Origin of the sequence: Streptomyces sp. NPDC051310 (genome assembly GCF_044455245.1) — a bacterium.
In the GTDB taxonomy this organism is placed as follows: Bacteria; Actinomycetota; Actinomycetes; order Streptomycetales; family Streptomycetaceae; genus Streptomyces.
On record NZ_JBITEO010000002.1, the window covers coordinates 1 to 24,688 of the forward strand.

General features: G+C 73.0%; 24 protein-coding genes and 2 pseudogenes. 13 read left to right on the forward strand and 13 right to left on the reverse strand.

What is annotated here, in order from left to right:
- From ACIA79_RS02570 to pssA, 7 genes and pseudogenes are all read left to right on the forward strand, one after another.
- Positions 1-252, forward strand: a pseudogene (locus ACIA79_RS02570) (crotonyl-CoA carboxylase/reductase); the annotation flags it as partial.
- Positions 253-261: 9 nt separating this feature from the next.
- Positions 262-2,274, forward strand: a complete 2,013-nt coding sequence (locus ACIA79_RS02575) for a protein meaA (protein ID WP_399426280.1) — start codon at positions 262-264, stop codon at positions 2,272-2,274.
- On the forward strand, positions 2,271-3,236 hold the full coding sequence (locus ACIA79_RS02580; protein ID WP_399426282.1) for an HpcH/HpaI aldolase/citrate lyase family protein: 966 nt from the start codon (positions 2,271-2,273) through the stop codon (positions 3,234-3,236). Before ACIA79_RS02575 ends, ACIA79_RS02580 begins: the two co-directional genes overlap by 4 nt.
- A gap of 5 nt (positions 3,237-3,241) precedes the next feature.
- Positions 3,242-3,766 (forward strand): MaoC family dehydratase, encoded by a 525-nt coding sequence (locus tag ACIA79_RS02585; RefSeq protein ID WP_399426283.1) that lies wholly within the window; start codon positions 3,242-3,244, stop codon positions 3,764-3,766.
- Positions 3,767-3,768: 2 nt separating this feature from the next.
- The gene (locus ACIA79_RS02590) at positions 3,769-4,974 is read left to right on the forward strand and encodes an acyl-CoA dehydrogenase family protein (protein ID WP_031073920.1); all 1,206 of its coding nucleotides are present in this window, start codon (positions 3,769-3,771) and stop codon (positions 4,972-4,974) included.
- Positions 4,975-5,142: 168 nt separating this feature from the next.
- The gene (locus tag ACIA79_RS02595) at positions 5,143-5,799 is read left to right on the forward strand and encodes a phosphatidylserine decarboxylase (protein ID WP_031073919.1); all 657 of its coding nucleotides are present in this window, start codon (positions 5,143-5,145) and stop codon (positions 5,797-5,799) included.
- Entirely contained in the window at positions 5,792-6,649 is an 858-nt protein-coding gene (gene pssA, locus ACIA79_RS02600; RefSeq protein WP_399426285.1) for a CDP-diacylglycerol--serine O-phosphatidyltransferase, read from the forward strand. The genes ACIA79_RS02595 and pssA overlap by 8 nt, the downstream gene beginning before the upstream one ends.
- An 83-nt stretch (positions 6,650-6,732) precedes the next feature.
- Here the strand turns inward: pssA and ACIA79_RS02605 are convergent, their stop codons facing one another.
- From ACIA79_RS02605 to ACIA79_RS02630, 6 genes are read right to left on the reverse strand one after another with little or no spacing between them, the layout of a single operon-like run.
- Positions 6,733-7,338, reverse strand: coding sequence for a GNAT family N-acetyltransferase (locus ACIA79_RS02605; RefSeq protein WP_399426287.1), 606 nt, complete (start codon positions 7,336-7,338; stop codon positions 6,733-6,735).
- A 54-nt stretch (positions 7,339-7,392) separates the two neighbouring features.
- Positions 7,393-8,661 carry an ABC transporter substrate-binding protein gene (locus ACIA79_RS02610; protein ID WP_399426288.1) on the reverse strand — a complete coding sequence of 423 codons (1,269 nt, stop codon included), beginning with the start codon at positions 8,659-8,661 and terminating at the stop codon, positions 7,393-7,395.
- Positions 8,658-9,743 (reverse strand): branched-chain amino acid ABC transporter permease, encoded by a 1,086-nt coding sequence (locus ACIA79_RS02615; RefSeq protein ID WP_399426290.1) that lies wholly within the window; start codon positions 9,741-9,743, stop codon positions 8,658-8,660. The genes ACIA79_RS02610 and ACIA79_RS02615 overlap by 4 nt, the downstream gene beginning before the upstream one ends.
- Positions 9,736-10,626, reverse strand: a complete 891-nt coding sequence (locus ACIA79_RS02620; RefSeq protein WP_399426291.1) for a branched-chain amino acid ABC transporter permease — start codon at positions 10,624-10,626, stop codon at positions 9,736-9,738. Before ACIA79_RS02620 ends, ACIA79_RS02615 begins: the two co-directional genes overlap by 8 nt.
- Entirely contained in the window at positions 10,623-11,390 is a 768-nt protein-coding gene (locus tag ACIA79_RS02625) for an ABC transporter ATP-binding protein (protein WP_399426293.1), read from the reverse strand. The genes ACIA79_RS02620 and ACIA79_RS02625 overlap by 4 nt, the downstream gene beginning before the upstream one ends.
- The gene (locus ACIA79_RS02630; RefSeq protein WP_399426295.1) at positions 11,387-12,196 is read right to left on the reverse strand and encodes an ABC transporter ATP-binding protein; all 810 of its coding nucleotides are present in this window, start codon (positions 12,194-12,196) and stop codon (positions 11,387-11,389) included. The genes ACIA79_RS02625 and ACIA79_RS02630 overlap by 4 nt, the downstream gene beginning before the upstream one ends.
- Positions 12,197-12,378: 182 nt before the next feature.
- On the opposite strand from ACIA79_RS02630, the gene ACIA79_RS02635 reads away from it, so the two are divergent.
- Positions 12,379-13,566: a helix-turn-helix domain-containing protein gene (locus ACIA79_RS02635; protein ID WP_399426297.1), complete on the forward strand. Its 1,188-nt coding sequence runs from the start codon at positions 12,379-12,381 to the stop codon at positions 13,564-13,566.
- A gap of 342 nt (positions 13,567-13,908) precedes the next feature.
- Here the strand turns inward: ACIA79_RS02635 and ACIA79_RS02640 are convergent, their stop codons facing one another.
- Entirely contained in the window at positions 13,909-15,063 is a 1,155-nt protein-coding gene (locus tag ACIA79_RS02640) for a glycerate kinase (protein WP_399426299.1), read from the reverse strand.
- Positions 15,064-15,214: 151 nt separating this feature from the next.
- Here ACIA79_RS02640 and ACIA79_RS02645 point away from each other — a divergent pair, with 151 nt between their 5' ends.
- On the forward strand, positions 15,215-16,291 hold the full coding sequence (locus ACIA79_RS02645) for an ADP-ribosylglycohydrolase family protein (protein WP_399426301.1): 1,077 nt from the start codon (positions 15,215-15,217) through the stop codon (positions 16,289-16,291).
- A gap of 9 nt (positions 16,292-16,300) precedes the next feature.
- Positions 16,301-16,789, forward strand: a complete 489-nt coding sequence (locus ACIA79_RS02650; RefSeq protein WP_399426302.1) for an NUDIX domain-containing protein — start codon at positions 16,301-16,303, stop codon at positions 16,787-16,789.
- Between the two features lie 33 nt (positions 16,790-16,822).
- Here the strand turns inward: ACIA79_RS02650 and ACIA79_RS02655 are convergent, their stop codons facing one another.
- Positions 16,823-17,023, reverse strand: a complete 201-nt coding sequence (locus tag ACIA79_RS02655; RefSeq protein ID WP_399426303.1) for a type II toxin-antitoxin system VapB family antitoxin — start codon at positions 17,021-17,023, stop codon at positions 16,823-16,825.
- 90 nt (positions 17,024-17,113) lie between these two features.
- Between ACIA79_RS02655 and ACIA79_RS02660 the strand changes: the two genes are divergently transcribed.
- On the forward strand, positions 17,114-17,833 hold the full coding sequence (locus ACIA79_RS02660; RefSeq protein WP_399426304.1) for an SIR2 family NAD-dependent protein deacylase: 720 nt from the start codon (positions 17,114-17,116) through the stop codon (positions 17,831-17,833).
- A gap of 182 nt (positions 17,834-18,015) precedes the next feature.
- On the opposite strand, the pseudogene ACIA79_RS02665 reads toward ACIA79_RS02660, so the two are convergent.
- From ACIA79_RS02665 to ACIA79_RS02675, 3 genes and pseudogenes are all read right to left on the reverse strand, one after another.
- A pseudogene (locus ACIA79_RS02665) lies at positions 18,016-18,498 on the reverse strand (methylated-DNA--[protein]-cysteine S-methyltransferase); the annotation flags it as partial.
- An 11-nt stretch (positions 18,499-18,509) separates the two neighbouring features.
- A complete protein-coding gene (locus tag ACIA79_RS02670) occupies positions 18,510-19,985 on the reverse strand; it encodes an AlkA N-terminal domain-containing protein (RefSeq protein ID WP_399426306.1) in 1,476 nt (491 codons plus the stop codon).
- Between the two features lie 103 nt (positions 19,986-20,088).
- Positions 20,089-20,601 carry a hypothetical protein gene (locus tag ACIA79_RS02675; protein ID WP_399426307.1) on the reverse strand — a complete coding sequence of 171 codons (513 nt, stop codon included), beginning with the start codon at positions 20,599-20,601 and terminating at the stop codon, positions 20,089-20,091.
- A gap of 308 nt (positions 20,602-20,909) precedes the next feature.
- On the opposite strand from ACIA79_RS02675, the gene ACIA79_RS02680 reads away from it, so the two are divergent.
- Positions 20,910-22,061, forward strand: a complete 1,152-nt coding sequence (locus ACIA79_RS02680; RefSeq protein WP_399426309.1) for a hypothetical protein — start codon at positions 20,910-20,912, stop codon at positions 22,059-22,061.
- 70 nt (positions 22,062-22,131) lie between these two features.
- Here ACIA79_RS02680 and ACIA79_RS02685 read toward each other — a convergent pair whose 3' ends face one another.
- Both ACIA79_RS02685 and ACIA79_RS02690 read right to left on the reverse strand, forming a co-directional pair.
- Positions 22,132-22,590 carry a hypothetical protein gene (locus tag ACIA79_RS02685; protein ID WP_399426310.1) on the reverse strand — a complete coding sequence of 153 codons (459 nt, stop codon included), beginning with the start codon at positions 22,588-22,590 and terminating at the stop codon, positions 22,132-22,134.
- 160 nt (positions 22,591-22,750) lie between these two features.
- Positions 22,751-23,482 (reverse strand): DUF2470 domain-containing protein, encoded by a 732-nt coding sequence (locus ACIA79_RS02690; protein ID WP_399426311.1) that lies wholly within the window; start codon positions 23,480-23,482, stop codon positions 22,751-22,753.
- 377 nt (positions 23,483-23,859) lie between these two features.
- Between ACIA79_RS02690 and ACIA79_RS02695 the strand changes: the two genes are divergently transcribed.
- Positions 23,860-24,669: an ABC transporter ATP-binding protein gene (locus ACIA79_RS02695; RefSeq protein ID WP_399426313.1), complete on the forward strand. Its 810-nt coding sequence runs from the start codon at positions 23,860-23,862 to the stop codon at positions 24,667-24,669.
- Positions 24,670-24,688: the final 19 nt, after the last annotated feature.

The following is a 24,688-nucleotide window of genomic DNA, read 5'->3' on the forward strand; positions in this document are numbered from 1 at the left end:
GGCTCCCACTTCGCCAACTACCGCGAGGCATGGGAAGCCAACCGCCTCATCGCCAAGGGCAAGATCCACCCCACCCTGTCGAAGGTGTACTCCCTTAAGGACACCGGCCAGGCCGCCTACGACGTGCACCGCAACCTCCACCAGGGCAAGGTCGGCGTCCTGTGCCTCGCCCCCGAAGAGGGCCTCGGCGTCCGCGACCAGGAGAAGCGCGCGCAGCACATCGACGCCATCAACCGCTTCCGGAACATCTGAGGTCCCCAGATGACAGAGCGTCGCAAGGACCGGCCGTGGCTGATGCGGACGTACGCCGGCCACTCCACGGCCGAGGCGTCCAACGAGCTGTACCGGCGCAACCTCGCCAAGGGCCAGACCGGCCTGTCGGTCGCGTTCGACCTGCCGACGCAGACCGGATACGACCCCGACCACATCCTCGCCCGCGGCGAGGTGGGCCGGGTCGGGGTCCCCGTCTCGCACCTCGGTGACATGCGCAGGCTGTTCCAGGACATCCCCCTGGAGCAGATGAACACCTCCATGACCATCAACGCCACCGCCATGTGGCTGCTGGCGCTCTACCAGGTGGTCGCCGAGGAGCAGGGCGCGGACATCACCAGGCTCCAGGGGACGACGCAGAACGACATCGTCAAGGAGTACCTGTCGCGCGGGACGCACGTCTTCCCGCCGGGTCCCTCCCTGCGCCTGACCACCGACATGATCACCTACACGGTGAACCACATCCCGAAGTGGAACCCGATCAACATCTGCAGCTACCACCTGCAGGAGGCGGGGGCCACGCCGGTCCAGGAGATCTCGTACGCCATGTCGACGGCGATCGCCGTCCTCGACGCGGTGTTCGCCTCCGGACAGGTGCCCGAGGAGCGCAAGGGCGAGGTCGTCGCCCGTATCTCCTTCTTCGTGAACGCGGGTGTCCGCTTCGTCGAGGAGATGTGCAAGATGCGCGCCTTCGGCCGCATCTGGGACAGGATCACGCGTGAGCGGTACGGGATCGAGGACCCCAAGCAGCGCCGCTTCCGCTACGGCGTGCAGGTCAACTCGCTCGGCCTGACCGAGGCGCAGCCGGAGAACAACGTCCAGCGGATCGTCCTCGAGATGCTGGCCGTGACGCTGTCGAAGGACGCCCGCGCGCGTGCCGTCCAGCTGCCGGCCTGGAACGAGGCGCTGGGCCTCCCCCGGCCGTGGGACCAGCAGTGGTCCCTGCGCATCCAGCAGGTGCTCGCGCACGAGAGCGACCTGCTGGAGTACGACGACATCTTCGCCGGCTCGCACGTCATCGAGGCCAAGGTCGAGGACCTCGTCGAGCAGTGCCTCGCCGAGATCCGGCGGATCGAGGAGATGGGCGGCGCGATGGCCGCCGTCGAATCCGGCTACCTCAAGTCGCAGCTGGTCTCCTCGCACGCCGAGCGGCGCGCCCGGATCGAGGCGGGCGAGGAGAAGATCGTCGGCGTCAACTGCTTCGAGTCGACCGAGCCCAACCCGCTCACCGCGGACCTGGACACCGCGATCATGACGGTGGACCCGGCGAACGAGGCGCGGGTGGTCGCGAAGCTCCACGAATGGCGGGACAACCGCGACGAGGGCCGCGCCCAGGAGGCGCTGGCCCGGCTGAAGGCGACCGCGGCCGGGGACGAGAACCTCTTCCCGGCGACCCTGGAGTGCGCCCGCGCGGGCGTCACCACCGGCGAGTGGGCCTGGGCGCTGCGGGACGTCTTCGGCGAGTTCCGCGCGCCGACGGGCGTGTCGTCCGCCCCGGTGGCGATCACCGCCGAGGAGGGCACTCCGCTCGCCGCGGTCCGCGAGAAGGTGGCGCGCACGGCGTCCGAGCTGGGCGCGGGGCGGCTGCGGCTGCTGGTGGGCAAGCCGGGTCTGGACGGGCACTCCAACGGCGCCGAGCAGATCGCGGTCCGCGCGCGTGACGCCGGCTTCGAGGTGGTCTACCAGGGCATCCGGCTCACGCCCGAGCAGATCGTGGACGCCGCGCTCGCCGAGGACGTGCACTGCGTGGGCCTGTCCATCCTGTCCGGCTCGCACGCCGAGCTGGTCCCCGACGTGCTGTCCCGGCTCCGCGAGGCCGGTGCGTCGGACATTCCGGTCATCGTCGGAGGGATCATCCCGAACGCCGATGCCACCGAACTGAAGCGGGCGGGCGTCGCCGCCGTCTTCACTCCGAAGGACTTCGGTATTACGGAGATCATCGGCCGTATCGTCGACGAGATCCGGAAAGCGAACAAGCTCGACCCCCTGGAGGTCCCCGCATGACCACCCCCGTGAACCGTCTCCGCCCGCGCCGCTCGTGCCTGGCGGTCCCCGGCTCGAACCCGCGCTTCCTGGAGAAGGCCCAGGGCCTGCCGGCCGACCAGGTCTTCCTGGACCTGGAGGACGCGTGCGCGCCGCTCGCGAAGCCGGAGGCGCGGCACACCATCGTCAAGTTCCTCAACGAGGGCGACTGGACGGGCAAGACCAGGGTCGTGCGGGTCAACGACTGGACCACCAAGTGGACGTACCGCGACGTGGTCACGGTCGTCGAGGGCGCGGGCCCGAACCTCGACTGCATCATGCTGCCGAAGGTGCAGAACGCCGAGCAGGTCGTGGCGCTGGACCTGCTGCTGACCCAGATCGAGAAGACGATGGGCTTCGAGGTCGGCCGGATCGGCATCGAGGCCCAGATCGAGAACGCCCAGGGCCTCAACAACGTCAACGCGATCGCGCAGGCCTCACCGCGCATCGAGACGATCATCTTCGGCCCGGCGGACTTCATGGCGTCCATCAACATGAAGTCGCTGGTCGTCGGCGAGCAGCCGCCCGGCTACCCGGCCGACGCGTACCACTACATCCTGATGAAGATCCTCATGGCGGCCCGCGCCAACGACCTGCAGGCCATCGACGGTCCGTACCTGCAGATCAAGAACGTGGACGGCTTCCGCGAGGTGGCCGGCCGCGCCGCGGCGCTCGGCTTCGACGGCAAGTGGGTGCTGCACCCGGGTCAGGTCGACGCGGCCAACGAGGTGTTCTCGCCCTCGCAGGAGGACTTCGACCACGCCGAGCTGATCCTGGACGCGTACGAGTACTACACGTCCGAGGCGGGCGGCAAGAAGGGCTCCGCGATGCTCGGCGACGAGATGATCGACGAGGCCAGCCGCAAGATGGCGCTCGTCATCTCCGGCAAGGGACGCGCCGCCGGCATGACCCGCACCTCGACGTTCGAAGCCCCGGAGGCCTGAGCACCATGCAGTTCGGTCGCACCTACGAAGATTTCGAAGTCGGCGCCGTGTACAAGCACTGGCCCGGCAAGACGGTCACCGAGTACGACGACCACCTCTTCTGCCTGCTGACGATGAACCACCACCCGCTCCACATGGACACCAACTATGCGGAGAAGACGACGGACTTCGGGAAGAACGTCGTCGTCGGCAACTACATCTACTCCCTCCTGCTGGGCATGTCCGTGCCGGACGTCTCCGGCAAGGCCATCGCCAACCTGGAGATCGAGTCGCTGCGGCACGTGGCGCCGACCTTCCACGGCGACACCATCTACGGCGAGACGACCGTCCTCGACAAGTTCCCGTCCAGGTCCAAGAGCGACCGCGGGATCGTCTACGTCGAGACCAAGGGCTACAAGCAGGACGGCACCCTCGTGTGCGTGTTCCGCCGCAAGGTGATGGTCCCCACGGAGACGTACATCAAGGAGCGCGGCGGCGAGCAGCCCGGCCGCCCGGAGCTGAACGCCCCTTCGGAAAAGACGGAGAAGTAGTCATGGCCCGACTCGCGCAGACCCACGGTCTGACCGACGTCCAGCAGGAGATCCTCTCCACCGTCCGCGACTTCGTGGACAAGGAGATCATCCCGGTCGCGACCCAGCTGGAGCACCGCGACGAGTACCCGCAGGACATCGTCGACGGGCTGAAGGAGCTGGGTGTCTTCGGGCTGATGATCCCGGAGGAGTACGGGGGTCTGGGCGAGTCCCTGCTCACGTACGCGCTGTGCGTGGAGGAGATCGCGCGCGGCTGGATGTCCGTCTCGGGCATCATCAACACCCACTTCATCGTCGCGTACATGCTCAAGCAGCACGGCACGCAGGAGCAGAAGGACACCTTCCTCCCCCGGATGGCGGCCGGCGAGGTGCGGGGTGCGTTCTCGATGTCCGAGCCGGCGCTCGGCTCGGATGTGTCGGCGATCACGTCGAAGGCGGTCAAGGACGGCGACGAGTACGTCCTGAACGGCCAGAAGATGTGGCTCACGAACGGCGGCACGTCAACGCTCGTCGCCGTTCTCGTCCGAAGTGACGAAGGACACCCGGAGGGCACCGCCCCCCACAAGTCGATGACGACCTTCCTGGTGGAGAAGGAGCCCGGCTTCGGAGAGGTCCGGCCCGGCCTGACCATCCCCGGGAAGATCGACAAGATGGGCTACAAGGGGGTCGACACCACCGAGCTCATCATGGACGGACTGCGCATTCCGGCCAATCGGGTGCTCGGCGGGGTCACCGGCCGAGGGTTTTACCAAATGATGGACGGTGTAGAGGTCGGCCGGGTGAATGTGGCGGCCCGTGGCTGCGGCGTCGCACAGCGTGCATTCGAGCTCGGTGTCTCGTATGCCCAGCAGCGTCACACTTTCGGCAAGCCGATCGCGCAGCACCAGGCGATCCAGTTCAAGCTGGCCGAGATGGCTACCAAGGTCGAGGCCGCTCATGCCATGATGGTCAACGCAGCTCGCAAAAAGGACTCCGGGGAGCGAAACGACCTGGAAGCAGGGATGGCGAAGTACCTCGCCTCCGAATACTGCAAAGAGGTCGTGGAGGATGCCTTCCGTATCCATGGTGGCTACGGGTTCTCGAAGGAGTACGAAATCGAGCGTCTCTACCGAGAGGCTCCGATGCTGCTCATCGGTGAAGGTACCGCCGAGATCCAGAAAATGATCATTGGGCGTCGGTTGCTGGAGGAGTACCGGTTCCAGGGGTGATTGTCGCTTTTCGGTCGGTTCGGCCGCGAAGAAGATCACACCCTGTCATCGTCTTCCGGCCGCCGACTCGGCTTCTGGCTTGCCCAGTTGCGGCCCGCAACCGATAGCATCGCCGAAAAGCCGCCGTCCCCCGCATCCGCGCGGCATCATCCGCTACGAAGGTCATCCATGCCCCACAGCCAAACCTCTGCACCTCGCGACAGCCTCCTCGGCGTACGCATCGCTCGCGGAGCGTCGCCGTGGCTTCTGCCGACCGTCGCCACCGCCGCACTCAGTCTTGCCCGTGCGCGCCGTTCCAAGCGCGCCGCGGCCATCGCTGTGCCCACCACCGCCCTGGCGGCGGGCATGCTGTGGTTCTTCCGCGACCCCGAGCGCGAGATCGCTCAGGGCAGGGTCATCTCGCCCGCCGACGGGGTGGTGCAGAGCATCATGCCGTGGAAGGACGGGCGGACGCGGGTCGCCATCTTCATGAGCCCGCTGAACGTCCACGTCAACCGCGCCCCCCTCGCGGGCACGGTGACGTCGGTGGAGCACGTGCCGGGCGGGTTCGTGCCGGCGTTCAACAAGGAGAGCGAGAACAACGAGCGCGTTGTCTGGCACTTCGACACCGAGCTCGGCGACATCGAGATGGTGCAGATCGCGGGGGCGGTCGCCCGGCGCATCGTGCCGTACATCCCCCAGGGGACCAAGGTCGAGCAGGGCGAGCGCATCGGTCTGATCCGCTTCGGATCGCGCGTTGACATCTACCTTCCGGAAGGTGTCGACGTCGCTGTCGAGGTCGGTCAGACCACGACCGCGGGGGTGACTCGAATTGACCGTGATTGATCCTGACACACGGGCCGACTGGGCAGCGGAGGCGGACGGCGCCGACGAGGCCGAGGAGATGCCGCTCTCGCTGCGGCTCTCGATAGCGGACACGCTCACGCTGGGCAACGCCACGTGCGGCTTCATGGCGGTGTACTTCACCACCACCGGCATCCTGATCCCGCACCTGACGGGCAGCGACGAGACCGGCATGGCGCGGCACTCCGCCGCGACCGCCGTGATCCTGATGCTGTGCGCGGCGGTCTTCGACCTCTTCGACGGGCTCGTCGCGCGCAAGCTGCGCAGCTCGCCGATGGGCGCCGAGCTCGACAACCTGTCGGACCTGATCAGCTTCGGTCTGGCCCCGGCGTACTTCGTCCTGGTGTACGGGATGGTGACGCACGACGCGCACCAGCGGGTGTCCGCGGTGGCGGCCATCGTGGTGCTGCTGGCGGTGGTGCTGCGGCTTGCGAGATTCAGCTGCGTGACCATGAAGGACGGCATGTTCCAGGGCATGCCGTCCCCGTTCGGAGCGCTGACGGTCGTCTCGATCGTGCTGCTGGAGCTGCCGTTCATCCCGACCCTGCTCGCGATCATCGGGACGGCGTGGCTGATGGTCAGCCGGGTGGAGTACCCCAAGCCGCGAGGTGTCCTCGCGGTGGCGATGCTCAGCTGGATCGTCGGCGCGATGGGCCTGCTGGCGGCGTGGGCGTTCGAAGCCCCTGGCGGCCAGTTGCTGCTCCAGACCGGCTGCGCGCTGCAGGTGGTGCTGGGCGCCGTGATCCCCCTCTTCGCGACGGCCCGGCGCGTGAACACCTTCCGCGACAACCGGCGGGTCAGCCGCGAGGCGCGGGCGGCGCAGCTGCCGTAGCCTCGCAGGGACGACAAGAAGGGCCCGGGTGCTTCCCCAGCACCCGGGCCCTTCCGCTGTGCCCGCACCCGGCCGGGCGCGCCTCAGACCCGGTCGAGGGCCTCGCGGTCCAGGGCCTCGCCGTCCAGGGCCTTGTAGTAGTACGTCGTGGGGTGGGGAGCGCCGTCCGGGGTGAGCGCGTAGCCCGGGATGGAGCCGGCGCGGGTCCAGCCCGCCCTGCGGTAGAGGGTCTCCGCCCCGCTGCCGGACTCCGTGTCCAGCACCAGCAGCGTGCGGCCCTCCCCGGCCGCGGCCCGCTCGGCCGCCGCGAGCAGCCGCCGGCCGAGCCCGCGGCCGCGGGCGTCGCGGTGCACCAGCAGCTTGGAGATCTCCCCCCGGTGGGGCTGGTTCGGCATGCCCGCCCGGACGAGGCTGATCACGCCCGTGACGGCGCCGTCGGGCCCGTACGAGGCCCATACCGTGCGGACGCCCCGCTCGGCCTCCTCGGCGGCCTCCTGCCACCAGGAGGCCGCTTCGGCGTGGCCGAGCGGGGCGAGGAATCCGACGGAGGCGCCGCTGTCGACGGCGTCCACGAGCAGGGCGGCGAGTCCGCCGGCGGCCTGGGCCCGGATCCGTGCCGGGGTCAGGCACTCGATCCGGTGGGCCGTCACCGTGTCGTCCCGGATGTCGTCCTTGGTGTCTTCGCTCATGACCCGAGCTTGGCACGGGGGTGTTTCGGCGCGGTGACACGGCCGGCCGCGGCGTCAGGAGCCCGGCGTGAAGCCCTCCGCCGCTTCCGAGACCTGCGGTGCGCGGACGACCCGGGCGCCGCCGGGGACGGACTTGTCGGGCTGGATCACGACGCTGCGGCGCGACGAGGGCGCCTGCGGGTCGGAGAAGTCGTGCGTCACGCCGAAGCCCGCGTCGTGGGCCTTCAGCGTCAGCAGGGCCTTGCCGACGCCTGCCCGGGTCAGGTCCTCCGCCTCGCACGCCTTCTTCAGGGCCTCGCCGAAGACCTGGGCGGCCGACCAGCCCGCGACGATGCCGTTGTCCAGGCTGTCCCCGGGATAGGCGGCGCGGTAGTCCGCGGCGAGCTTCCGGGCGGCCGGGGCGTCCGCGCCGATCGGGAGGGTCGGCGTGGCCACGTAGTACATCTTCTCCAGCGCCGGCCCGGCCTGGGTGGCCAGCAGCTGCGGGGCGTAGGCCGAGTTGTTGCCGATGACCGGCACGGTCAGCCTCACCGCGGCCGCGACCCCGACGAGCGAGGCCGCCTGGCGCGGGCCGGCGCTGAGCACGACGGCCTTGACGCCGGCCTGCTTCAGGGCGGCCACCTGGGCCGACATGTCGTTGTCGGTCGGCTTGATCTTCTGCTCGACGACCGTGAGCCCGGCCCTGCCTGCCGCGTACTTCGAGCCTGCCAGCGCGTTCTCGCCGTAGTCGCCCTCGAAGTAGACGTGGCCGATCCTGTCGCCCTTCTTCAGGCCCTTCTCCTTCAGGAGGAAGTCGACCGCGTTGATCGTCTCGATGTCGTACGTGGAGCCGATCACCCGGATGGACGGGCTGCCGAGCAGCGACGCCGACCACGCCTGCGGCAGGACCAGCCCCTTGTCCCGGCCGTCGACCCGCTGCTTGACCGCGGCGACGAAGGGCGAGCCGATGAACTGCGGGAAGCCCAGCACCTTCGGCTCCAGCTCGGTGTATCCGGCGAGCGCCTTCTGCGGGTCGTAGCCGTGGTCGCGGACCGTGAGCTCGACGGTGCGCCCGCAGACCCCTCCGGCCGCGTTGAGCTGCTCGACGTACAGCTGCTGGGCCTGGGTGACGCTCTTGCCGAGCGTGGCGTACACCCCGGTCATGTCGGTCAGGACGCCCAGCCGGATCACCTTGTCGTCGACGCCCCGGCCGGTCTTCACGCCGTCGGCGCCCCGGCCGGCGCCGTCGCCGTCCTTGGCCTTGGAGCTGCAGCCCGCGGCCGCCGTCAGGGCGACGAGCGCGGTGAGGGCCGCGGCGAGCCGCCGGTGTCTGCGTGTGGTCATCGTTCCTCCGCTGGGGTGCGTACGGGGCGCCGGGCGGCCAGGCGGACCAGGCCTCCGGGCAGGAAGAGCACCACCGCGACGACGGCGGCGCCGTAGAGGTAGCGCGACGCCTCGCCCGGGGCGATCCCGCCCCCGCCGGGGGCGGAGACGAGGGGCAGCGCGTCGCTGTACCGGTTGAGGATCTGCGGCAGGAGGGAGACGAAGACGCCGCCCACCACCGCGCCCGCCACCGAGCCCAGCCCGCCGATGACGATCATGGCGAGGTACTCGAGGGAGAGCAGCATGCCGAAGTACTCCGGCACGGTCCGCTGGAACACCAGCGCGAGCAGGACGCCGGCGAGCCCGGCGTACATCGAGGAGAGCACGAACGCGGCGGCGCGGTAGCGGGCCACCGGGATGCCCAGCACCCCGGCCGCGATGCGGTGGTCCCGGACGGCGTTCAGGGCGCGGCCCGGCCGGCCGCGCAGCACGCCCCGGGCGAAGAGCGCGGAGGCGACGAGCAGGACCAGGCCCAGGTACCAGAGCTTCTCGGCCGCGCCGAAGGGCACCTGGGCGACCAGCAGCTCGCGGTCGTCGAAGGTGAGCCCGAAGAGGCTGAGCGGCGGGACGGCGCGGCCGTTGAAGCCGCCCGTCAGGTCGTGGGCGTTGAAGAGCACGTGCTGGCCGATGAAGATCAGCGCGAGCGTGGCGATGCCGAGGTACGCGCCGTTCAGCCGCCCGGCGATGGGGCTGAACAGACCGCCCGCCGCGCCCGCGAGCGCCACCGCGCCCACGGCGGCGAGCCAGCCGGGCATGCCGAGGCCGGTCAGCCCGTCGCTGCCGTCCCCGGCGAAGGCGCAGTAGCCGTACGCGCCGACGGCGAGGAAGAAGGCGTGGCCCATGGAGAGCTGGCCGGCGGCGCCGGTGAGCAGGTTGATGCCGATGGCGCCGATGGCGGCGGCCATCGCGAACAGCCCCGCCTGGAGCCAGAACCGCTCCAGGTAGAAGGGCAGCGCGAGGAGCAGGACCGCGGCGGCGGCGACCGCGTACGTACGGGGACGGGCCAGGGCCGCGGGGAGGGCCCGGGACGCGGTGTCAGACACGGGCGAGCTCCTTCGTGCCGAGGAGTCCCGCGGGGCGGATCAGCAGGACCGCGACCATGAGCAGGTAGGGCGCGAGGTCGCCGATGCCGCGGCCGAGGAAGGTGAGGTCGCTCTGGTAGCCGGTGGCGAGGGACTCGGTGATGCCGACGAGCAGCCCGCCGACGAGCGCGCCGGTGGTGGAGTCGAGGCCGCCGAGGATGGCGGCGGGGAAGGCCTTGAGCGCGGCGAGGGAGGTGGAGCGTTCCAGGCCGGGGGTCGGGAAGACGGTCAGGAAGAGGGCGGCGACCGCGGCGAGGCCGCCGGCGACGGCCCAGGCTCCGAGGGAGACCCGCCCGAGCCGTACGCCCATCAGCGCCGCGGTGGAGGGGCTCTCGGCGGCGGCCCGCATGGCGACGCCCCAGGCGGTGAACCGGAAGGCGAGCAGGAACGCCGTGATGAGCAGGGCGGCGGCGGCCAGCGCGGCGATCCGGGTCTGCGCGACGGTCACCGGGCCGAGGCTCACCACCGCGTCGCCCCACGGGTCGCCGAGGGCGAGCACGTCCGTGCCGATGCGGCGCGTCAGCTCGGTGGTCAGCAGGATGTCCACGCCGATCGTGACGATGGCCAGGACGCTGTGGTCCGCGCCGCGGTGGCGGCGCATCACCAGGAACTCGACGGCGGCGCCCACGAGCGCGGCTCCCGCGATGCCCGCCGCCAGGGCGGGCCAGAAGCCGATGTCGTCGTGGAGGACGGCGGTGACGTACCCGCCGGCGAGCAGCAGCGACGCGTGGGCGAAGTTGACGACCTCGGTGGCGCGGAAGATCACGACGAAGCCGAGGGCGATGAGGGCGTAGACGGAGCCGAGGGACACTCCGTTGAGGAGCAGTTCGGCGAAGGTGGTCACTCGGCGGTCTCCTGTCCGAGGTAGGCGCGGACGACGGCCGGGTCGTTCTGTACGTCGGCGGGTGCGCCGCCGGCGATACGGCGGCCGAAGTCGAGGACGGTCACGGAGTCGGCGAGCCGCATCACCATGCTCATGTCGTGCTCGACGAGGACGATGGAGATGCCGAGGCTGTCGCGGACGCCCGCGATGACGGCGGCGGTGCGGCGGCGTTCGCCGGCGGTCATGCCGGCGACGGGTTCGTCCAGCAGCAGCAGGCGCGGCTCCATGCACAGGGCACGGGCCAGTTCGGCGAGCTTCTGCTGGCCGTACGGGAGGGAGGCGGCCGGCTGGTCCAGCTTGCCGGCGAGGCCCACGAAGTCGGCGATCTCGCGGACGCGGGCCCGGTGGCGGGCCTCCTCGCGGGCGGCGGAGGGCAGCCGCAGCCCGGTGGCGAGGAAACCGGCGCGGGTCAGGCGGTGGCGGCCCAGCATCAGCGCGTCGGCCACGGTGGCGTGGGGCGGCAGCGCCAGGTTCTGGAAGATGCGGGCGATGCCCAGGGCCGCGATGCGGTGCGGGGGCAGCCCGGTCAGTTCGTGGTCGCCGAAGCGGACGCTGCCGGAGGTGGCGCGGTAGACGCCGGACAGCACGTTGAAGGTCGTGGACTTGCCGGCGCCGTTCGGGCCGATCACCGCGTGGACGGTGCCGGGCTGCACGGTGAAGCCGACGCCGTCGAGGGCGGTGAGCCCGGCGAAGCGGACGGTCAGGTCGCTGACGTCGAGGATCATGCCTCTGCCTCCCAGCGGGCCAGCACCGGTCCGCCGGCGGGAACCGCGTCCCCGGCGGCCTGCTCGTCCACGACGCCCAGGTAGCGCCGGCGCACCTCGTCGGACGCGGCCAGCTCGGCGGCGGGGCCCTCGATGGTGACCTCGCCGACCTCGAGCACGTACGCGTGGGTCGCCAGGCGCAGCGCCAGGGCGGCGTTCTGCTCCACCAGGAGGACGGAGGTGCCCTGGGCGTGGATCTCCTTCACGGTGTCGGCGATCCGGGCGGCCATCAGCGGGGCGAGCCCGAGGGACGGTTCGTCCAGCAGGAGCAGGCGCGGGGAGGCCATCAGGGCGCGGGCGACGGCGAGCATCTGCTGCTCGCCGCCCGACAGCAGGCCGGCGCGCTGGCGGGCGCGTTCGGCCAGGACCGGGAACAGCTCGTGCACCCGGCGCAGCGCGGCGGCCCTGCCGGCCCTGCCCCCGGCACGGGCCCCGAGGGCTCCGGCGCGGAGGTTGTCCTCGACGGTCATGCGGGCGAAGACCTGGCGGCCTTCCGGTACGTGGCAGAGCCCGGCCGCGACGACCCGGTCGGGCGGCAGGGTGTCCAGCGGGCGGCCGCCGAAGGCGACGGTGCCGGCGGTGGCGGCGCCGCCGTGGAAGGCGAGCGTGCGCGACAGGGCGCGCAGCAGTGTGGACTTGCCTGCGCCGTTGCCGCCGAGGACCGCGACGACCGCGCCGTCCGGTACGTCGAGCGAGACGTCGCGCAGGGCCCGTACCTTGCCGTACCCGGCTGTCAGACCCCGCACCCGCAGGGCGGCAGCGCTCATCGGTTCTCCCTCGTCGGTGTGTTCGATGGCGCACACCCCAGCACCGCGGCGGGACCTCCGTCCACGTTCCCGGCGCGAATCGCTGCGCGTGCCCAGCGGGCGCCGCGGCCGGTTGTGCACGCGCACAACCCTGCGTGTCAGGGGCATGCCGTACCTGTCGGCGGGGTGGCATCCTCCGGTCCATGGGAGCCCGCAGACCGCGAACAGGGGACGACTGGAAACTGCTCGCCGAGGCGTGCCTGGCACTGCTGGAGCGGCTGCCGGAGCTGGTGGACGAGCACGTGCGGGAGCTGCACGAGCACTCCCCCGCCTACGGGCGTGTCATCGGCTACGACCAGCACTGGCAGGAGGCGCGCGAGGCCATGCGGATCGGCATCGAGATGATCTCGGCGCCGCGCGCCTCACCGCGCCGGGACCTGGAGCACGCCGAGTGGCTCGGCCGCCGGCGCGCCGAGCAGGGCCTGCCGCTGGAGCTCGTCGTGCACGCGTACCGGCTGGCCGGGCACCTCGTGTGGGACGCGCTGCTGGAGGACGCCGGTGCCGACGCGCGGCGGCTGGCCGTGCTGATGCAGGCCGCGACGATGGTGTGGTCCGCGGTGGACGCCCAGGCCGACACGGCCTCGGAGGCGTACCGGGTGACGGAGCTGGAGCTGCGGCGCCGCACCGACGAGCAGCTGCAGGCGCTGCTCGACGCGCTGCTCGACGGCGGCCGGTCGCCCGAGGTCGCGGCACGCGCGGCGGCGGGCCTGGATCTGCCGGAACGGGGACGGTACGCGGTGGTGATGCTGCGCGGCGAGCGGCGCGACGTGGCCCACCGCCGGCTGGCGGGCGCCGGCCTGCGGTTCATCTGGCGGATGCGCACCGACTGCGAGATCGGTGTGGTCTGCCTGGACGAGGACGCGGGCCTCGACGCGCTGGCGGAGCTCATGGAGGGGCGCTGCCCCGGCCCCGGCGGCATCAGCCCCGTGGTCGTCGGGCTGACGGAGCTGGGCCGGGCGCGGCGCCTGGCGGCGCTGGCCCTGCGCACCTGCCCGGCCGACACGCCCGGGATCGTCCGGCTCGACCGCCGGATGCCGGGCGCCCTGGTCGCGGGACAGCCCGACCTCGCCTCCCTCCTGGTCTCCGAGGTCCTGGGCGCCCTGCTGGACCTCGATCCGGCCGACCGCGCGGTGCTCCTGGAGACGCTGGACGTCTGGCTCGACTGCGAGGGCTCGGCGGGCCGCGCAGCGAGCAGGCTCTACTGCCACCGGAACACGGTCTTCAACCGCCTGCGCCGCCTGGAGCAGCTCACGTCCCGGTCGCTGTCCCGGCCTCGGGACCTGACGGAGATGACCCTGGCGCTGGACGCGTTCCGCCTGACGACGGGCTGAGGGGGGTGGGAGCGGTGGGGGGCTTGCGCCCCGGGGGCGGCGGGGCTTGCGCCCGGTGGGGCGGGGCGGGGGCCGGGAGCTTGGGTGGGGGTGCCCGGACTCTCGTTCACCGCGCTTCGCGCGAGTTCAGTCGTCTTACGTCCGGGCACCCCCACGCTCCCGCCCCCGTCCCCCTCGCGTGCAGGGGCGCATCCACCGCGAGTGCTCCGTCGGCATGCGGGCGGGCGGCGGAAGGCATGGGGCCCAGGGCCGCCGCACGCGCGCACCGGTCGGCCCGCGGAGAGGCGCAGAAACCGGGGGCGCCGCCCCGGGCCGGGGGCGGCACCTGCCCTGCGCGGGCGGCTACGTCAGGAAGTCGCGTGCGATGTTCGCCGCCTGGCGTTCCAGCAGCGGGCCCGCCTCGGCGATGCACTTCGCCGTGTCCGGCTCCAGGTCCGTCAGCGGGTAGGCGCGGCGGATGCCGGCCCTGCCCAGGGCCTCGGGCCGCAGGGCGAGGCGGCCGCAGACGGCCACGACCTCGATGCCGGCCGCGCGGGCGGCCGCCGCGACACCCGCGGGGGCCTTGCCGTGCAGGGTCTGCTCGTCCAGGGAGCCCTCGCCGGTGATGACGAGGGTCGCGCGGTCCAGCGCCGGGCCGAAGCCGAGCACGTCCAGCATCACCTCGATACCGGGGCGGAAGCCCGCGCCCAGGGCGACCAGCGCCCCGTACCCGATGCCTCCTGCCGCGCCCGCGCCCGGCGAGGCGGCGAGCTCGGTGGCGCGGGGACCGATCGCGTCGGCGAGGACGGACGCGAAGTGCCCGAGGGCTGCGTCCAGCTCGGCCACGTCGTCGGGCGAGGCGCCTTTCTGCGGCCCGTACACCGCCGGCGCGCCCTTCGGGCCGGTCAGCGGGTTGTCGACGTCGCTGGCGAGGACCAGGTCGACGTCCGAGAAGCGGGCGTCGAGGCCCGACAGGTCGGCGGTCGCCAGGTCCCGCAGACCGCCGCCGCCCGGGCCGACGGGCTTGCCGTCCGCGTCGAGGAAGCGCGCGCCGAGCGCGGCGAGCATCCCGGCGCCGCCGTCGGTGGTGGCGCTGCCGCCCACGCCGAAGACGATGCTGCGCGCCCCCGCGTCCAGCGCGGCGCGCAGCAGCTCGCCGGAGCCGTAGGTGGTGGACGTCAGCGGGGCGAAGACGCCCTCGGGCAGCAGCTGGAGGCCGGACGCCTCCGCCATCTCCACGACCGCCGTGCCGTCGCGCAGCGCGTACGCCGCGGTCACCGGCTCGCCGAGCGGCCCGGTCACCCGTACCTCACGCCGTTCGAACCCGGCAGCCACCGCGGCCGCCACCGTGCCGTCGCCGCCGTCGGCCACCGGCAGGGTCTCGACCTGGAGACCGGGGACGACGTGCCGGAGCCCGGCCGTCACCCGCTCCGCGACCTGCACGGCCGTGAGCGAACCCTTGAACTTGTCAGCCGCGACGAGCACGCGCGCGGCCTCAGTTACTGCTCCGTCCGTCACCCTTGCATCCCTTGCTATCGAACAGGCAGTCGCGCCGCCGCCGACCCTATCCGCACGGTCGGACGGTGTGCCACCCCTGTCCGGCGTACGGACCCGCTGGTCAGGCCGGTTCCGGGTCGCGGGCGCGGGCCCCCCGTGTGACGCTGCCCCCATGACGTGGGCCTCCGGCCCCGCGGAGCCGACCCTGGCCGACCGGGTCCTGGGCGGCTGGTCGGGGCGCATCGCCGGCAACATGCTGGGCAAACCCGTCGAGCGTGGCGACTACTGGACACGCGACCGGATCGACCGGTACCTGCGTGCCACGGGGGCCCTGCCCCTGGCCGACTACCTGCCGGAGCCGCCGCCCGGCGCGCCCGGTTTCGAGCTGCGCCCGGAGTGGCCGCAGTGCGTGCGCGGCCGGATCAGCGGGAGCTGCCGCGACGACGACGTCGACTACGCGATCCTCGGCCTGCACCTGCTGGAGACGCACGGATTCGGCTTCACCACCGAGCAGGTGGGCACGCTGTGGCTGCTGCGCCTGCCCTACCTGCAGACTTTCACGGCCGAGCGGGCCGCCTACCGCAATCTCGCGGCGGGTCTGAAACCGCCGCTGACGGCCACGTACGACAATCCGCACCAGGAGTGGATCGGCGCTCTCATCCGCGCGGACGTCTTCGGCTGGACCTCCCCCGGCGATCCGCGCCGGGCCGCGGCGCTGGCCCGCAGGGACGCGGTGCTGTCGCACACGGGCAACGGCGTGTACGGCGCGATGTGGGCGGCCGCGCTGATCGCCGCCGCGTTCACCGCGCACGGGGTCCGCGACGCGATCGAGGCGGCGCTGGTCCGCATCCCGGCGAGCAGCCGCCTGGCCCGTACGGTGCGTCACGCCGTCGCGCTGCACGAGGCGGGCGTGAGCTGGTCCGGCGCGCTCGCCGAGCTGGAGCGGGAGACGTCCGGGCTGCACTGGATCCACGTCGTGCCGAACGCCGCCGTGATCACGGCGGGCCTGCTGTACGGGGAGGGCGACTTCACCCGCACGATCACCTTGACCGTGCGGGGCGGCCTGGACACGGACTCCAACGGCGCCACGGCGGGTTCGGTCGCGGGCGTGCTCTGCGGCGCCTCCCGCATCCCCCGCCGGTGGACCGACCCGCTGGAGGACCGGGTGCGCAGCGCGGTGTTCGGCTTCGACGGCGTGCGCATCGGGGAGCTGGCGGAGCGCACGGTGCGGCTGGCGGGCGTTGGCTAGGGTGATCGCGTGAGCACCGACTACGTGACGTACATCGCCGGACTCCCCCGCGTACTGGCCGGAGCCGCCGCGATCTTCCGGGACGGTGAGGGGCGCGTGCTGCTGGTCGAGCCGAACTACCGGGACGGCTGGGCGCTGCCCGGCGGGACCGTCGAGTCGGACGAGGGCGAGACCCCGCGGCAGGCCGCCCGGCGGGAGACGCTGGAGGAGATCGGGCTCGATGTGGAGGTGGGCCGGCTCCTCGCGGTGGACTGGGTGCCGGGTCCCGGGCGGCCGCCGATCGTGGCGTACGTGTACGACGGCGGAGTCCTGACCGGTGAGCAGTTCCGGGCGATCCGGCTCCAGGAGGAGGAGCTGATCTCCTGGAAGCTCGTGGAGCCCGAGGAGCTCCCCGCCCACCTGCTGGGCTCGCTCGGGGCGCGGGTGCGGGCGGCGCTGGACGTGCTGACGAGCGGCGGCGGCGCGGTGGAGCTGGAGAACGGGCACCCGCCGCGCTGATCCCCGGCCCCGCCCCCGGGCGCCGGGCGCCGGTCAGCCCTGGTTGTCCTGCGGTCCGCTTTCGACGGTCCGGGGCTGCTCGTCGCGCGAGGTGACCCGCGCCTCGGTGCGGTGGCCGCGCGCGATGTAGTCGCGCACGACCAGCTCGACGGCGTCCTGGGGGCTGCCGACGCCCGCCAACACCATGACTTCCACGACGAGTTCGGCATCGAGCGTGACGGTGACCCTGGCCATGGGGTGACCGTACCGCACGTCCCCCGCGCGGGCGCCGCCGGCCGCGAAACCTGTTCGCGGGGGCGGACCGGTGCTGCCTAGGCTCGGCATATGACTCTCGTCGCGATCCTCAGCGGTGCCGGTATCTCCACGGACTCCGGCATCAGTGACTACCGGGGGCCCAACGGGCTGTGGCGGCGCGATCCGGAGGCCGAGAAGCTCGTCACGTACGCGTACTACATGGCGGACCCGGAGATCCGGCGCCGCTCGTGGCTGATGCGGCGCGACAGCGAGGCACTGCGCGCCGAGCCGAACACCGCGCACCGGGCCGTCGCCGAGCTGGAGCGCACGCCCGGGTTCGCCGTGCGGGTGATCACGCAGAACGTCGACGGGCTGCACCAGCTCGCCGGGATGCCGGCCCGCAAGGTGCTCGAACTGCACGGCACCGCACGGGCGGTGGTGTGCACCGGGTGTCACGCGCGGTCCTCGATGGCGGAGGCGCTGGCCCGGGTGGAGGCGGGTGAGGAGGATCCGGCGTGCACGGCGTGCGGCGGGATCCTGAAGGCGGCGACGGTGATGTTCGGGGAACGGCTGGACCCGGTGGTGCTCGGGGAGGCGATGGGGATCGCCAAGGCCGCGGAGGTCTTCATCGCGGTGGGCTCGACGCTCCAGGTCCAGCCGGCCGCCTCGCTGGCCGGGATCGCGGCGGAGCACGGGGCGCGGCTGATCATCGTGAACGCCGAGCCGACGCCGTACGACGAGCTGGCCGACGAGGTGGTGCGCGAGCCGATCGGGACGGCTCTGCCGGCCCTGCTCAAGCGGCTCGCGTAGCGACGTCAGAAGAGAGCGCCGCTCTCGAAAGCACTGCTCACCGGCGGGCTGCTCGTGGTGTGAGCGGTGCTCGCGGAAGCGCCGCTCATGGTGTGAGCGGTGCTCGCGGGAGCGCCGCTCACGGGAGCGCCGCTCGCGGAGAAAGCACCGCTCACGGAAGCACCGCTCGCGGAGAAAGCACCGCTCACGGAAGCACCGCTCTCGAAGGTGAGCAGCCGCTGCTTACGGTCGAGGCCGCCGCCGTAGCCGGTGAGACTGCCGCTCGCGCCGATGACGCGGTGGCAGGGGACGATGATGCCGATGGGGTTCTTCCCGTTGGCGAGGCCGACGGCGCGGGAGGCCCCGGGTCTGCCCAGCGCCTCGGCCAGTTCGCCGTAGGTGCGGGTCTCGCCGTACGGGATCGTCCGCAGCAACTGCCAGACGCCGCGCTGGAAGGGCGTGCCGGCGAGGTGCAGCGGGAGGTCGAACTCGGTGAGCTCACCCGCGAAGTAGGCGTCGAGCTGGCGGACGACCTCGCCGAAGGGCCGCGGGTCCGGATGGCCGAAGGTCTCCTCGGCGGGACGGTGGCGCTGTTCGGTCATGTACAACCCGCTGAGCACCCCGTCGGTGGCGACGAGCGTGAGCGGGCCGTAGGGGCTGTCCGTGACGGTGTGCTGTCGGCGCATCGGTCGCTTCCTCACGAGGGCAGGTGATTGATGGGGTGGGTGTCGGTCGCCCAGAGGTACTGGACGGCGTACGCGCGCCAGGGCCGCCAGGCGGCGGCGCGGGCGGTCAGCGCGGCGGGCGTCGACGGCAGTCCCAGCCCCTGCGCGGCGCGGCGGATGCCGAGGTCGGTGGGGAGGAAGGCGTCGGGGTCCCCGAGGGCACGCATGGCGATCACCTCGACCGTCCAGGGGCCGAAGCCGGGCAGCCGCGCGAGCCCTGCGCGGGCCTCGTCCCAGTCGCTGTCCAGGCCGAGCCGCAGCGAGCCGTCGGCGAGGGCGGCGACCAGCGTGGTCAGGGTGGTGCGGCGGCTGCGGGGCAGCGCGAGGGCCTCCGGGTCGAGGGCGGCGAGCGCGTCGGGTGCCGGGAAGAGGTGGGTCAGACCGCCCTCGGGGTCGTCGACCGGCGTGCCGTGCGCGGCGACGAGACGCCCGGCGTGGGTGCGGGCGGCCGCGGTGGACACCTGCTGCCCGAGTACCGCGCGCACGGCGAACTCCGCCGCGTCCACGGTGCGCGGCACCCGGCGGCCCGGCGCCTTGTCCACGAGGGGCGCGAGGAGCTCGTCGCCGCGCAGCCGGTCGTCGATGGCGACGGGGTCGGCGTCCAGGTCGAGCAGCCGGCGGCAGCGGCTGATGGCGAGGGTGAGGTCGCGCGGGTCGGTCAGGGACAGGCGGCAGGCGATGTGGTCGGAGCGGGGCGCGAGCGCGGCGATGCCGTGACCGTGCGGGAGGGAGAGGGTGCGCCGGTAGGCGCCGTCACGCCACTCCTCGACGCCGGGGACGGCGGTGGCGGCCAGGTGCCCGAAGAGGTTGTCGGGGTTGAGCGGCGCCCGGTACGGCAGCCGCAGGGCGATGACGCCGGGGGTCTGCGGGAGCCGTGCCGTGCTGCGGGCGGCGCGGGCGCGCAGCTCGCCCGGGGCGAGGGCGAAGACCTCGCGGACGGTGTCGTTGAAGGTGCGGACCGAGGCGAAACCGGCGGCGAACGCGACGTCCGCCATGGGCAGTCCGGTCGTCTCGATGAGCAGGCGCGCGGTCTGGGCCCGCTGGGCGCGGGCCAGCGCGAGCGGGCCCGCGCCCAGCTCGGCGAGCAGCTGGCGCTCCACCTGCCGGGTGGAGTAGCCGAGGCGGGCCGCGAGGCCGGGCACGCCCTCGCGGTCCACGACCCCGTCCTGGATGAGGCGCATGGCCCGGGCGACCGTGTCGGCGCGGGCGTTCCACTCGGGCGAGCCGGGGCTGGTGTCCGGGCGGCACCGCTTGCAGGCGCGGAAGCCGGCCTGCTGGCAGGCGGCCGCGCTCGGGTAGAAGGTCATGTTCTCGGCCTTCGGCGGCACCACCGGGCAGCTGGGACGGCAGTAGATCCGGGTGGTGAGGACGGCGGTGAAGAACCAGCCGTCGAACCGGGCGTCCTTGGACTGGACGGCCCGTACGCAGCGCTCGGTGTCGGTGTGCATGGTCTCCAGCATTCCGGACCGGCACCACGCCGGGCTGGCGAGAATACGACATCATCCTCGCGCTGCCTGCGGACTGTGTCGGCTCAGGCGGTCCGAGCGCCGTTCAGGCCCGGCGGAGGGCGTCTGCCATGCGGCGAAGCCGCCGGTGGTTCCGCACGCCGTACCACGTGAGCCAGACCAGGAAGGTGCCGAAGAGGAGACCGTAGCCGATCATCGCCCGCGGGCCGGACGTGGCGGCGATGAGGGCGTAGAGGGTTCCCAGCATCATGCAGAGGAAGGCGAGGGCCGCCCACCGGTGGCGGGTGTTGTGCAGTCGGCGGGCCACCAGCTTCGCCATCGCCTCCCGCTCCCCCGGGTCCGCGGGCACGTCACCCCGGCGCAGTCGGTGGTCCAGGCTCGCCACCGTCGCGTCCGATCCGCCGACCGCCCGCCGTTCCCCGCGCCGGCGTGCCGCGAGGACGGCCGCCCCGCCGAGCGACATGACGGTGATGCGCACCAGCACCTCGCCCCATGACCTCGCCGGGTCGATCAGCAGGATCACGGCGGTGGCGGCGAGCACCGCGAGCGCGACCTGGAGCCATAAGTGCCGGGTGAGCCACCTGTTGACGCTGTGCATGCTGCAACTCCTCCTGTCGGGGCGGTAGGTGGACAGAGGTCCGTCTTCCCGCCGCTGCGGCCGGCATGACGCGGTCACCGCGGGCGTGCGGACCGCCACGCCCCCCTGCGGCGGTCACAGCGGGCGTTCGGACCGGCACGCACCGTGCGGCGGCACGGTGCGCGACCGGGTGTGCACGCGGGTGGACGAGGCGCAGGTGGGGCGGGGCGCCCGGCCGACGAGGGGGCCCGTGGGCGCCGTACGGCCGTACGAAACGCCTCGTATCGGCATAACCTGGTGGTACTCGTACTCCCGCGCCTGGGGGAATCATGGAACTCGGCTTCTTGAAACCGCTCTTCGACCGGCCAGGCCCATGGGCTTCTCTGTACATCGACACCTCGCGCTCGACGGAGGACGCGGCGAAGGTCCAGGAGCTGCGCGACCGCTCCGCCGCGTCGCAGCTCATCGAGGCGGGCGCCGACGCCTACACCGTCAGGGCGGTGATGGAGCGGCTCGCCCGCGAGCCCGTCTCCGGTTCGCCGCCGGGCCGGGCCCTTTTCGCCACGGGCGCCGAGGTGGTCCTCGACGTCCCCCTCGCCGAGGCCCCGCCCGCGATCGAGGCGACCTGGTCGATCCTGCCGCACGTCGCGCCGCTGGCCGATCTGCGGGGGGACCGGCCGCGCTGTCTGGTGGCCTACGTCGACCGGACGGGCGCCGACTTCGAGCTGCGCGACGGGCACCGCCGCGAGTCCCTCGGCCAGGCGCGCGGCAGGGAGTGGCAGGGGCGCGGGCACCGCAGCCTCCCCGAGGACCGCTACGAGTGGCACTACCGGAACAAGGTCGAGAACAGCGTGAACGAGACGGCCGACGCCATCGTCGGCGAGCTCGCCCGGGCGTGGCCCGGGAGCGGCGCCGAGCTGCTGGTGCTGGCCGGCGACGCCCGTGAGCGCAGGGCCGTGCACCACCGGCTGCCCGAGCGCATCCGGGCCGTCACCGTCGAGGCGGAGAACGGCAGCAGGTCCCCCGGCGCCTCGAAGCGGCTGTTGGACCAGCAGATCGCGCGGGCCTGCGAGCAGTTCGCGCGCGACCGCCTCCACAGCGCCCTCGACCGCTTCCGCGTCGGACGCGGCAGGCCCGGCGAGCACCGTGAGGCCGCCGCGCTCGACACCGGCCCCGGGCAGGCTGCCGAGGGGATGCCGGCGGTCGTGGACGCCGTGCGCAAGCACCAGGTGGCCACCCTGCTGCTGTGCCTGGACGCGTCGGACGCGCGGCGCGAGGTGTGGATCGGTCCGGGCGTCGACGAGGTCGGCGTGCAGCGCGGCCATGTACAGGCCATGGGGGTCGCCAAGCCGCAGCTGGCGCGCGCCGACGACGCCCTGCTGCGGTCCGCCGCCGCGGCCGACTGCGAGGTGCTCCTGGTCCCGGACGGTACGCCGGGTCCGGCGGGCGGGCTGGGTGCGGTGCTGCGCTGGAGCGTGTGAACCGGGACGGGCCGCCCTGCGGAGGGGCGGGCGCACGGCAGGACGTGCCGGGCTGACGGAGGAACGGGCGCTACGGGACCGGCCGGTCCTGGCCCGCGGCGCCGCCGGCCGTACCCGTGCGCCGGACCAGCCGGTAGCTCATCGCCCGGAACGGCGCGCGTCTGCGTTCCCTGAGGCGGGCGCGGGCGCGCAGGCCGACCCCCTGCGCCTCGACCATCAGGTCGGCGAACGCGCGGTCCCGCCTTCTGCGTTTGTAGACGGTCTCCTTCGAGACGCCGGCCCGGCCGGCCGCGTCGGCGACGGTGTCGCCCCGGCGCAGCGCCGCGAGGAACGCCTCGGTGCGGGCGGGTGTCCAGCCGGTGCGGGCCTGCGGCGTCCGGGTGGCGGGGGACTCGGGCGCCGGCGGGCGTGCGGCGGGCCCGGGTCCTGACCTTGCTCCGATTCCTGGGCCGGGTCCGGGTCCGGGGCCGGGTCCGGGTCCGGGTAAGCCGGGGCCGGTGCGGGCGTCCGGGGTGTACGTCGGTGGCATACGGCGGTTCCTTCTCAGGCGAGGCGGGGCGGGGCGCCACTCCCCGCCGGGCGGCGGGGCGGTGGGGGCGGCGTGTACAGGGCCGCGGCCCGCGGCGCCGCCCGGATGATCGCGGCGACCAGGTCCCGTGCGGGCGGCGGTCCGGACGGCGGCTGCCGGGTCATGAGCGGCCGAGGAGCCGGCGGCGGTGCCCGCAGGTGCGCGTCGCGGCGAGCAACTCCTGGATGCGGTCGCCGGCTTGGGCGGCGTCGTGTGCCGGGGCGCGGAAGGCCAGCCGGACGTCGCGGTGGCCGCGGGCCTGTTCGAGCCGCAGGACGAGCCCGTGGCGGTCCAGGGCGAGCGGCCGCACGCGGAGGACGCCCTGGAGGTGCCGCGGGTCGACGAGGCGGGTCAGCCGCGCCATTTCCTGGGGGTGGGCGTCCGCCAGATGGGTGAGCAGCGCGGCTTCCTGCTCGGCCAGGGGGTCCGCCGCGGCCAGCACCATCTCGTCGAGGCCGGCGGCCACGGTGCCGGACGCCGTGGTCAGGGTGGCGCGTGCGGTGTCCAGGCGGAGCGCCACGCGGTCGGCGGCGCCCGGGGGGTGAAGGGGCGTCAGCCATCCCGAGAGCGTGACCCGGGCGCGGACCCGGTCGCGTACGGCGGTGGGCGCGACGTCGGTGAACTCCAGCAGGGCGGCCAGGGCGCCGCGTGGCGCGTACGCGGCCTGCGCCGCCGGCGGGCTGTCGGCCGGCAGGTCGAGCCCGACGTGCCCCCGCTCGTCGACGGTATGCAGGCCGACGAGGTCGTAACGGCGTCCGTCCGTGGTCATGGTCAGCGAATCCGCGCGGGCCAGCACCGAGCGGACCTGTTCGGCGGTGGTCGGTTCGGCCGCGGGAACGGCGGTGGCGCCCATCGAGGACCTCCCTTAGGTTAGGCATACCTAACCTAGAGCAGAGGGGGCCTGGATGACCAGCCCGCCACCCGGACGGTGGACGCGGAGGCCGGACCCGCCGACGGCGCCGCCCGGGTTCGCGTCCCGCACCCGTGCGGACCCGGGTCCGCACGGACACCGACAGACAGGAAAGCACTCGGCCACCCCCTGGACCGTACGAATCCAGCCACAGCCCTCAGGTTTACCCGCAAGGGCAGTTGGGGGTACGCAGGGGGCGCACAGGCGCACACAAGATCTCGACCTGGTCACAAGTCACATCTATCCCGGTCGAACCATTAGGTGTGCCTTACCTAAGTTGTATGGTGGCGCGGTCAGTTCGGCGGCAGGAGGAGTACGTGGTGTCCGAAGGTGATGTCCGTCTGGTGGCGAAGGATCTGGACGTCGGGCACGCGGGACGCCCGGTGCTGAAGCAGGTGGACCTGACCCTCCGGGCGGGCGGCATCACCGTCCTGGTCGGCCCCAACGGCTGTGGCAAGTCGACCCTGTTGCGCACGGTGGCCGGACTTCTGGAGCCGCTCGCCGGCGAGGTGCGCATCGACGACGTGCCCCTGCGCTCGCTCGGGCGGCGCGCGCTGTCCCAGCGTCTGGCCTTCCTCCCCCAGTCGTCGCAGGCGCCGGCCGGGGTGACCGTGCGGGAACTCGTGCGGCACGGCCGGTACGCCCATCGCGGCGCCCTCTCCCGGCACACCGCCGAGGACACGGAGGCCATCGACTGGGCGCTGGAGGTCACCGACGCGGCGCCGCTGGTCGACCGCCGGCTCGACGAGCTGTCGGGCGGGGAGCGCCAACGCGCCTGGCTGGCCATGGTGCTGGCGCAGCGCGCGGGTGTGCTGCTGCTCGACGAGCCCACCACCTACCTCGACATGCGCCACCAGTTCGAGGTGCTCGACGTGGTGCGGCGGCTGGCCCGTGAGCACGGCATCGCCTGCGGCGTGGTGCTGCACGACCTGATGCAGGCGGCGGCGTACGCCGACCACGTCGTGGTGGTGGCCGACGGCGGGATCGCCGCCTCCGGCACACCCGACGACGTCATCGCCCCCGAGGTCATCGACCGGGCGTTCGGCCTGCGCGTCCACGTCGTGCGCGATCCGGCGACGGGATACCTCGCCTGCTTCCCCCAGCGGTCGGAAGCCCCCAGCGCGTCCTGACCCCGAACCCGCCCCCCAC